Below are 9216 nucleotides of genomic sequence, written 5' to 3' on the forward strand. Positions count from 1 at the left end.
CCTTGGAACAGCGCCTGCTGACACCCGAACGTCTCCGCGATCTTCCATCGAGCTGGCTCGATCATACAAAGCATGCGGTCGGCCGCGTGGGCTGCCAGCCGCATTTACCGGTGCCAACATCGAACGGGAATGGTGCACCCGACATGAATATGATGGGCACTGTAATCACTGGGACATTACTGTTCCGTTGAACGGATGATGCCGAGCTGCACCAGATCTCATTCATTGCATTATCTTTTCAAGACGAGCGACCGCGGACCTCACGCGGACACCGTAGGACGGTCTGCAATTCAGGACGATCCGGAACGGCAGGTTGTAGGGCGGGACCTGGGATAGCTGCCGTTTTGGCGTGGTTGTTTGACGCTTCGGAGCGGCGGATTTCCACCCCGGTCTGATCGGAGCGGTTGTTAGTTAATCCAAGTAGCGCATCTTCTTTGAGAACAGTGGGTCTCAGGTTCGAATCCTATCTCCCGACCATTCAAACTTGTTGGAAACGGCGGTTCCTGGGTTTATCGTCTCTGGGCTGGTTGCTGATTTAGGCGCTGCGTATACGAATAATTGGTCCGCCTAGTATGGATCAAAATGTCCCGCGAGCAAGGAGGCAACGGTAGCACCGACATTATTTCGCATTTGCAGTTCCAGGTTGGGTGATCAGAAGCATTCGTTCGTTCATGTCGTGCCCGCGTACCTGAACGACCGACTCTGCCCATTTCAAGAAGCTGCCTGACCGCTACTGACAAACCGTCGAGTAATGGCGTGGCGCAAAATCTGGCCAAGCGACGAAGTCGCGGCCCCTGCAGCTCCTCTCAAGTGCGACTGCATCGGTAGGCTCGATCTGGGTATTTCTCTAGGTGCCGGCTGTACGGTTCATCTCAACCATCCGTTCAAGCACGTCTAGGTCCGACGCTTCAGGCTCGAATCCGATCAGATCAAGCAGCACTATCTCTCTATCAGATTGATCCCGCTGCAATTCGCTACCGTCCTCAAATGACGGTTCCCGTCCATCAAAATCACGCTTGGTGGGGAGCAACTGGCGATTCAGCTCTTCGAGCAAGCGCGCGAGCCGCTCTGACCTTGGGGCCGCACGCAAACAGGCGGGCCCGCCTTCGTCGTCGCTGATAACCAGAAAATTGTCCGGAATGGGAAAGGTCTCAAACGTCCTTGTAATCGAGAAACGTGAGGACCAGCTCGGTGACCGCGTTAGCGTCGCACGCGCCCAGATGTCGAAGAGGCGTGAAGTGAAGAGCAGCGGGACGCTTCGTCACCATCGATCGTAAAGAACTTCTGCGCCGCGATTTCTCTATCATCGACCAGCCCGAATCTGACCGGAAGCTTGCTATCCTGGAACATCAGCCGCCCAGCGCCATCGGTCGGCTTTGCCAATGCGGCACGCAAGTCGGCGGTTCTCTTCGCAAGAGCACCTGCAGACGGCGTTTCAACTCCTTCGTGGTCGCGTAGGTATTTCGCGGACCGATCGCCCTCTTCTTCGGCGCGAAGAAACTCCTTGACCAGAATCGCGGCATATTTGGACTTTGAGGATTTGGGCTTCGTCTTCGTTCCTTCGTCACTACGACGAAGCCCAAATCCTCCTTAAATCACAACCTCAATTCTGTACCATTGGTACTGACAGGGGACATACTCAAGCGGATCGTTGCCGAGATGCCTAAGGGGCCGGACGTCCAGTTCGTGATGAACTGCTAGAAAACAATGAACCAAACTTCGGTTTCAGATGACTGGCCTAAAAGCTGGCAAGCTTCGACGAAGCGACGTCCCAATTGCGCGGATGTGTCATAGATACAGATTCGTTATCGGTATCAAATTCGCCAATGCCTTGAAGCCCGAATGCCGCTGCAGCCTGAATGAAACGCTCAGCGTCAATAAACGCCGGTCGCAGCTTTCCTAACTGATCGACATCTGTGAATTCACTCTCCAGCAAACGCCTGCGGAACGGCAATTCGGGCATTCGCCGCTCGATAGCTCCGCGATTATGCCCATAGGCAAAGGCAGCATCGTCGAAGTGTCCAAACGTACCGTCGATATGGGTAAAAGTGCCGCTATTGTTGACAAGGTTTTCACCAAGCTGATGAGTTTCATCGGTCGGAGTGTCGGTCAAATCCAATGCAGACATATCCGCGTGAGCCATACTCAAGAATTCGCCAGGATCAACTTGCCAATTGCTGTTCCGGTCGTTCCAGACACCGAATTTAGCCCATTCGTCATAGAGCGATGAGAGCTTTCCATCGCCATCGCTCGTGAGCTGATCGTCGATCACATTTACCGACCCACCTGCAGTGCTGATTGAATAATCTGCCATTGCTCCGGCGAAAACAGCAGTATCATTCCCGCTCACACCATCCAGGCTGTCACTGCCTTGCTGGCCACGCAAGGTGTAGTTGCCATCGCCTCCACTAGTGGTGTCGTCTTCCGATGTTCCCAATAGAACATCGTCATCTGCGGTGCCCACAATTGTCGCTCCCGGCTGATCGACCAGATTTATCGTAATGTCCTGCGTATAGGATCTACCCGCATCATCGGTTGCTTTCACGTTTATATCGTATGAATTGATGCTATCGAAATCCAATACCGCGCCATCCTTTACGCGCAATTGACCGCTTCCATCGATTTCGAAAGGAGAATCGGTGACCTCGACATCGTTGGAGTCGACTATGGCAAAGCTGTAACTTGCTTCAGCGAGAGCTGACACGGGCCTTACAACACCAACGAGCGTTCCACCCGCAGCATTTTCCATTACTGCAAGGCTGCTCGCAGAAACCAACATACTTTCAACATCGACTTTTTGCTCGTTGCTCGCGCCGCCGGTACTTGCGCCGAAACCGAAAAATGCCGAGCCAAGACCTGCCAGCGGGTCCGCATTCGCATTGAGCGCGCGCGTCGCGACTTCTGTTCCATCCAGAGAGTATGTCAGTGAGCGATCATCCGAATCCCACCGAATGATAACATCATGCCAGGCATTGTCCTCGATATTTGAATGCGTGTGGTAAGCGTCAAATGATTGAGAAGAAACATTGCCGTTCAAGACAAGCTTGCTGAAGTCAGAACCAGGCTCGCCGTTGTTGGTATAAGTATCGAATTTGATGCCAAGTGACTGACTGGTCAGCACACCTGTATTGCCAAGAACAGTGTCGCCACTGCCCTGCAACGCGAATGCGATGCCGTCAGCCCCCCTGTCACTCGAACCGAAATACATTTGAGTGATCCATTCAGCATCTTTGGTTAGGTCAAGAGCCCCCCATATTGCCCCATTCTGATTGCCAGCATACGGTGTAAGGCGATAGGTGCCATCGGCGAGCTCAGTAGCATTACCGACCAACGAAAGGTCTGGAGCAACGGGTGCCAAAAGTTCGAGCGAGGACGGGCCGAGCGGTAGCGCTGTTTCCGGAGCTATATGGATATCGAAGTCCTGGACCAAACTTGCGCCGCCCAGGTCGGTAGTCATTACAGAGAGCGAATAATCTGAATCATTAATTAAACTCAGATCCGCGCCGCTTTTGACCACCAATTGATCACCTGAAATAGTAAAATAGTCGTCTTCAATTGCAGCTCCCGATTGATCGACGATTGAGTAAGAAAACTGGTCGCCAAAATTAGCGTCGGCGGTCGAGAATTGACCAACGACTGCACCACCGACAGCATCATCCGCTACGAGCAATTGTGCACCCGACGTCGACACCCCGTTGAGCTTGACCGCCTGATAATTGGCGGCCCCGCCAGTACGAGCGCCAAAACCGAAATACGCGCTAGAATCGCCGGAAAAGAGACTGCTGACAACGTCAAATTTCTTCTCTGCAACGACTGCCCCATCCAATGAATAGCTCAGCGCGGATTTCGTTGAATCCCAGTGGATCACGACATCATGCCAGGCGTTATTCTCGAGATTGCTATGTGTGTGGTAAGCGTCGAATACTTGATCCCCGATGTTGCCACCCAAAACAATCTCACTGAAATCTGAATTCGGCTCTCCTGAATTGCTGTAGGTATCGAACCAGATACCAAGCGAATTGGGTAACAAAGTACCACTGTCACCCAATTCAGTGGCCGATACATTCTGCAGCGAAAAGCTGACGCCGTCTGCGCCACGGTCATTTCCCCCAAAGAATATCTCCGTCGACCATGTTACATCTTGCGAAAGATCCACTGCCCCCCAGACGGCGCCAACCACGTTGCCATTATTCGGTGTCAGCTGATACTCATTACCGGACAAGCGTGCGGACGCCCCAACCCCGGAAAGCGTAGGAATTATCTGATAAGAACTCAGCGACAATCTAGTAGGCGCATAGTTTAGACTTGCTCGATCGACCAGCTGAGTACGAGACCATTGAGTGCCATCCGAAAATTGGACCACATCAACGCCTTGGCTACTGTTCGACTTTGCGCCCCCCCTTATGGTCAGTTCGTCATTTCCAATCGCGATGCGAAGGTCTTGTCCACCGTTAATTTTCGATACTACAACGTCATCCGCAGTAATTCCGAAGCCGAACACCAGCGTATCACCACTGGATTGGACGGTGTCGGATATTACATCGCTTCCATCGCCGAGATCGTATTCGTAGGTATCGTTTCCGTTCTCACCAAAAAGTGTATCGTTGCCCGTTCCGCCAGTCAGTGTATCGTTGCCATCGCGACCATAAATGGTGTCGTTGCCGGAGCCGCCGAACAACATGTCACTACCGCTGTTACCGAACAGCGTGTCATCACCGGCTTCACCGTAAATGCGATCGTCCCCGCCATTGCTTTTTATGGTGTCGTTGCCGTCACCGCCGCGAAGCGTCTCGGAAGCGCTGGTGCCCTCGATATTGTCGTCGCCATCAGTAAAGGGCACAACGGATTGGTCCAGATCATCCCGGGTCCAAACGGTCCCATCGGAAAACTCGATATTCTCTATCCAGTCCGCATTATCATTGCCTGCCCCACCTGCGATCAGGATCGTGCCGCCACTGTTGGCAATCGTTAACAGGTAATCTTTGCCGTTATTTGCCCTCGTAACCTGGACTTCCGAAGCAAGGATACCGGCACCAAAGCGTAACGTATCGGCGCCACCGCCAATGCCATCAGCATCTTTCTCACGAATGATATCATTCCCATCACCACTCTCGAACAGATAGGTGTCATCGCCAGCACCACCAGAGAGAGTGTCATCACCACTCCCACCCGATACGGAATCATTGCCCGATGAGCCGCTAAAGCTATCGTCTCCCGCATTCAGGTCGATTTGTTTGATTCCGGTCAGTGTGACGCCCTGCAGGGACAGCGTATCGTTTCCATCAGTGGTGGAGAGGTGCACATCAGCATACCCGCCGCCGTCTATGGTTTCGATATTGGCGATGCTGCTGACACCGATAATGGTGCCATCCGCACCTGCAAGGATCCTGTCCTGACCTATGCTTCCGTCAAGATCATCGATCCCATCGTTGGCCCCGGCGACAAGGAATGTGTCATCGCCGCTGCTGCCATGCAGGGTATCATTGCCCCCACCTCCGACAATTGCGGCGATTCCCGTAACAGTGACGTTTGTTAGATCGAGGTTATCGTCACCATTGCCCAGGCCGATGGTGACATTGGAAAAACCGTTGCTATCGATCTCTTCGAGATTGTTGATAGAAGAGATCCCGATAACCGAACCATCCGCAACAGCCTCCAGGCGGTCGTTGCCTGCGCCGCCATCGATCGCGTCGTATCCGGTATCAGGTCCAGCATATTGGAAAACATCGTCTCCAGCACTACCCGTCAAAATATCATCACCGGCTCCACCGCGCACAACGTCTGCGCCGGCGGTTCCGATGAAGGTGTCATTGCCTCCGGCAAGATCGACATAGGCCAGGCCAGAAATCGCGATCCCGTTCAAATCGGTTGTTTCGTCGGCGTCCGTACGAGCCAGGACCACATTGGTGAAACCTGCACCCGACATAGCCTCGATATTCTGGAAACTGGCCAAGCGAATGAGCGTGTCATTCGCTCCTGCGGCGATGGTATCAGTGCCGTCCCCGCCATTTACCTGATCACCGCCAGTCGAAGCGCCGATATAGCGGATCGTGTCATTACCATCGCCCGCGTTGATGACGTCGGCGCCAAGTGATCCTGTAATGACGTCGTCACCCTGCCCCATGTTGATCGAAGCGATACCATCAAGCACGGCGCCAGAGAGGTCGAGCACGTCCGCATCATCAGTGGTAGAGATCGTTACATCGGCGTACCCCTGAGCTGTGATGATCTCGACTCCTGTAAGCGACGTCAATCCGATAACGGTGTCATCCGATTCCGCCACGATCGAGTCATTGCCAGCACCGCCATCGACGGCATCGACACCGCTCTCGTCACCGTCATAGACAAATGTATCGTCACCGCCAGCACCAGCGAGCGTGTCACTTCCACCTCCACCTTGGATCCGGTTGCTGCTGCCATTGCCGATGATAGTGTCGGAACCAAGCCCGCCGATCACGCCTTCGATCCCGGTCAATGTCTCAGCTTGTGTTGAATTCTGGGTGGTGGTGATACGCGCTGATCCCTCCCCGAGATCGATCGACCAACTATCGAGCGAAAAGCTGTAATCGGCGATGTCGACCCCATCACCGCCATCCAGCATATCGCTACCAGTATCGCCGGATAGTATGTCATCGCCCGCGCCGCCATACAGCTGATCGTCGCCAGCACCTCCGCGGAGTGTATCGTTGCCATCGGACCCGAGGATCGTGTCATCGCCTGCCCCCCCGAGTATGACATCATCACCTGCCAGGCCGTCAATTGTATCGTCGGGACCATCGCCAACTAGATAGTCGGCACCGCCCGTTGCCGGCTGGGCCAGCAGAATGGCACTGAAATCCTCAGACTGCCAGATCGTGCCATCATCGAAACGAATCTCCTGGATACCAGCCGCACCACCGTTCACGAACTGGCTTTTCAAAGTCACCTGATCGGTGCCGTTCGCCAGTTCGAGAATTAGATCGTCGGGCGCACCAGCGGTGCGAACCATGCGAACATCGGTGGCCGCAATGCCCGCACCAAAGACCAGCGTATTGGTCGCACCATCAGCTGTTTCCGTGATGGTATCCGCACCATTGCCCAGTTCGAACATATAGGTGTCGCTACCCGCTCCGCCGGCCAGCATGTCGTCACCTAGGCCTCCGTTGAGCACATCGTTCGATCCGAATCCCCGAACCAGATCATCCCCCGCTGTCTCGCTGGCTGCCAAAGTCGAAGCAAGCAATTGGTCCATTGTCACGGTTGAGCCATCATCGAACTGAACCATCTGCACACCCAACTGGCCTGCGGCATCTAGTCCGTCGAGAGTGATCGATCCAGCCTGCGACACAAAGGAAATCACAAGCGGACCTCCGTCAACGGGCTGAGTCAGGACCAGATCGGAAAGGCTGATACCCGGACCGAAGCTCAGCGTGTCGAAATTGCCCGAACCGCCAGCGTGACCAGGATCACTACCCAACCCATTGTCGTCGAAGATCGTATCGTCACCGTCGCCGAGATTGTAGACGTATGTATCGTTTCCGGCGCCGCCGGTGAGCGTATCGTTGCCTTTGCCACCCTCCAGCGTATCGGCGAAATTGGTGCCGATCATAGTATCCTCGCCGTCCGTTCCTATTCCGCCCGCCTTCGCCATCAGTTCGGCGCGGCTCCAGATCGTGCCGTCGGCGAACTGGACCTGCTCAACACCTGTGGACGCGCTCGCATTCTGTTGATCGAGATAAATGACTGTTTCATCGTCGACATAGAGAATCAGATCCTCGGCATCGGTCGGCGAGACAAATACCTTCAGATCTCCAGGGTTGATGCCCTCGAGTATCAGCGTGTCGGTCGAGTTGGCGTCCGTTGGATCATAGATCGTGTCGTGACCATCGCCTATTGCGACAGTGTAGGTGTCGGAGCCCATTCCTCCCCGCAAAACATCATCGCCCTTCATCCCGCGAAGATTATCGTCGCCGACCGATCCGGTGATAGTGTCATTGCCCATGGTGACGGAGAGCGTGCTGCCGTCTACAGTGTTGCCGCTAAGCAGTTGTTGGAGTGTGTTGACGCTCCAAACAGCTCCTGATTGGAAGCGGATCTGGTCGATCCTGTTACCATTAAATTCGGACTGCAGATAGACCCGATCGCTAGCCCCTTTAACAGTAAGAACAATCCCGTTAGTATCGCCATTTACAAACGCTTGGGATACCTCGATATCTGTCTCATCGATACCCTCGCCGAACTGGAGAGTGTCTGTACCTCGGTCGTCATAAATGGTGTCCGCGCCGTCGCCGCGGTTGAAGATGTAGGTGTCGTCATCGTTGCCGCCGTTGAGATAGTCGTCACCCTTACCCCCGGTCAGCGTGTCATTGCCTTCGCCCGAGGTGATCTCGTCATCGCCGTTCCCACTGTCGATCACATCGTCATAGTTGCTGCCATAGATCTTGTCGTCACCATCGGTGACTACACCCGCCATCAGCTGTGCACGCAGATCCGCATCGGTCAGCACCGTGCCGTCGGCGAACACGAAGCGCTCGATCCCATGGCCCAGATTTTGGTTCTGATTGCGCAGGTAGATCTGGTCGCTCGTCCCGGCGATGCCAATGATCAAACCCTGAAAGTCGTTGTCGACCGTTGAAGCCTTGAGCACCAGATCCGTTACCGTGATGTCCGCGCCGAACTGGAGAGTGTCTGTACCTCGGTCGTCATAAATGGTGTCCGCGCCGTCGCCGCGCTTGAAGATGTAGGTGTCGTCATCTTTGCCGCCGTTGAGATAGTCGTCACCCTTACCCCCGGTCAGCGTGTCATTGCCATTGAAGCCATAAATCTGATTCGCACCGGAGGTTCCTGTGAGAGCTTCGCTAATGTTGGTTCCAACAATATCCGCGTCGCGCACGATGACGTGCGATTTAATCGCCGCTTTGTCCCACACCGTACCGTCCGCGAAGTGCACCTCTTCGATGCCGAAACCGCCGTCACCAGTTTGGTCTTCAAGCAGGATCGAACCATCGTTTCCAACGAAGCGGATCAGCACGTTGCGGCTGTCAGCGACCTGGTGCGTGACGATGACGTCGCTCGGCGCGATGCCCGCCCCCAGCTGCAGAATGTCAGTGCCGCCCTCATGCTTGCCCTGGGCGATCCGGTCGTTGCCGTCACCAAGATCGTAGACGAAGGTGTTGCCGCCATCGCCGCCATACATGTTATCATCGCCCAGGCCGCCGATAATCGTGTCCGCGCCCG

General features: G+C 54.7%; 3 protein-coding genes. 1 reads left to right on the forward strand and 2 read right to left on the reverse strand.

Features of this window, described 5'->3' with window-relative positions; all coding sequences use genetic code 11:
- Positions 1-191: hypothetical protein (locus GRI91_RS16095; RefSeq protein WP_237437784.1), on the forward strand; the 191-nt coding region annotated here is incomplete at its 5' end.
- 656 nt (positions 192-847) lie between these two features.
- Here GRI91_RS16095 and GRI91_RS09285 read toward each other — a convergent pair.
- Positions 848-1090 carry a hypothetical protein gene (locus GRI91_RS09285; RefSeq protein ID WP_160736408.1) on the reverse strand — a complete coding sequence of 81 codons (243 nt, stop codon included), beginning with the start codon at positions 1088-1090 and terminating at the stop codon, positions 848-850.
- A 648-nt stretch (positions 1091-1738) separates the two neighbouring features.
- Positions 1739-9175, reverse strand: a complete 7437-nt coding sequence (locus tag GRI91_RS09290) for a calcium-binding protein (protein WP_160736409.1) — start codon at positions 9173-9175, stop codon at positions 1739-1741.
- Positions 9176-9216 lie beyond the last annotated feature (41 nt).

Origin of the sequence: Altericroceibacterium endophyticum (genome assembly GCF_009827595.1) — a bacterium.
GTDB lineage: Bacteria > Pseudomonadota > Alphaproteobacteria > Sphingomonadales > Sphingomonadaceae > Altericroceibacterium > Altericroceibacterium endophyticum.